The organism is Providencia rustigianii DSM 4541, from assembly GCF_000156395.1.
GTDB classification, from domain to species: domain Bacteria; phylum Pseudomonadota; class Gammaproteobacteria; order Enterobacterales; family Enterobacteriaceae; genus Providencia; species Providencia rustigianii.
In genome coordinates, this window is sequence record NZ_GG703827.1 from 11,279 (window position 1) to 12,555 (window position 1,277).

A 1,277-nucleotide genomic window follows, 5' to 3' on the forward strand; every position below is an offset into this window, starting at 1 on the left:
CCGTAGCAAATAACAGTTGGAGTATTGAGTTTGATTTGCTTAGCGGCATCAACGATAACCACTTGCGTTATCGCGCTAACTTGCTCACTGGCTTCAATATGTGCGGTTGTGATACCAGTCGCTTTCAACGCGCCCGTGGCTGGCTCATATTCAATTACTGCCCCGTCTGAATAGGTGCGATGGTCTGCCGTCAATGAATCGGTAGGCTCTGAGTGTTCATCGGAGAAAATACCCGTTAATACAAATGCCGTCGTTAACTCACCACCGATGGCTAAGATAATCACTTGCTCACCAATACTCGGCGCATTCATCACGCGAGTTTCACCGGCGCGAGGCGTCAACCAATTCAGCCAGCCCGTTTCTAAGTCGCCTGTTTTTACGCGACAACCTTTCTTGATGTCAACGTCAATTACGACACCAATGCGGATTAAGTTATTAATAATGCGGCGAATATCAGCAAGCATTGGATATCAGCCTTGCGTTTTAACCGCTGAAATCAGCTTTCGATTCAGATGCTGCCAAATAAACCACAACATCAATAATGGGATTGAAGACCACTGATTGGTCGCCATTAGCAGAAAGACGGCAATAATAGATAAAACAATAACCAACCGATACATAATCAAATCTAAAGGAATGAATGAGTTTGTGATCCCTTTTAATTCATGAATAGTGTCTTTATCGCTACGCTTTTCTCCAAATAGAAAAAACACTCTGATCGCATAAACAGTAGTAAGAAAGTTGACCACATCACGACCCACATTGAGTGTTGCATTTTCATCTAAAAATGCCATTGAAGAAAAAACAATGAAAATGAAGACCGGTAAAAGTGGAATGTATCGACGCATAGCAACCTCAAGAAATTAATTTTCTTAAGCCTGCCATTAATGGCGCAAGTGTTCAGTAAGTGCGGTTTGTTTGATTAGTGGCACAAATTATCGTGCCAGAAAATCAATAATTTGGTTTTCGATGTGAGTAACTTCTTGCGGCGTAAGCCCAAGTAATTGACGTGAAGGATAGGTAATTTGTGCTCGACCAATTCGTTCTGTTAATCCAAATTGATGCACACCGGCAATATTTCCCGCAGATGGCAGAAAATAAATAACGGCTTCTTTATCACTGTTATACATCCGCAAAAAACGGGCGGTTGCCAGTTTTTTAAACATACGAGTTTGCTTGGTTTTTCGCTCTGTACTGATTTTGTCTTTTTTGACGCTGATATAGCGCTGAATATCCGATTTACGAAATGAGCGCTGGGATTTTTTATCCGCATCTTG

At 41.7% G+C, this 1,277-nt stretch carries 3 protein-coding genes; all 3 read right to left on the minus strand.

Features of this window, described 5'->3' with window-relative positions; genetic code table 11:
- On the minus strand, nt 1-464 hold a 464-nt coding region (locus tag PROVRUST_RS18560; RefSeq protein ID WP_006816459.1), incomplete at its 3' end, for a phage baseplate assembly protein V.
- A gap of 6 nt (nt 465-470) precedes the next feature.
- Complete coding sequence (locus PROVRUST_RS20645; RefSeq protein WP_039856022.1) at nt 471-848, minus strand: hypothetical protein; 378 nt, start codon at nt 846-848, stop codon at nt 471-473.
- 87 nt (nt 849-935) lie between these two features.
- Nucleotides 936-1,277: phage virion morphogenesis protein (locus tag PROVRUST_RS18570; RefSeq protein WP_006816461.1), on the minus strand; the 342-nt coding region annotated here is incomplete at its 5' end.

What these genes read in the sequence shown, in the direction of transcription:
- PROVRUST_RS20645 (WP_039856022.1), bottom strand. Translation starts at nt 848, where the DNA reads ATGCGTCGATACATTCCACTTTTACCGGTCTTCATTTTCATTGTTTTT.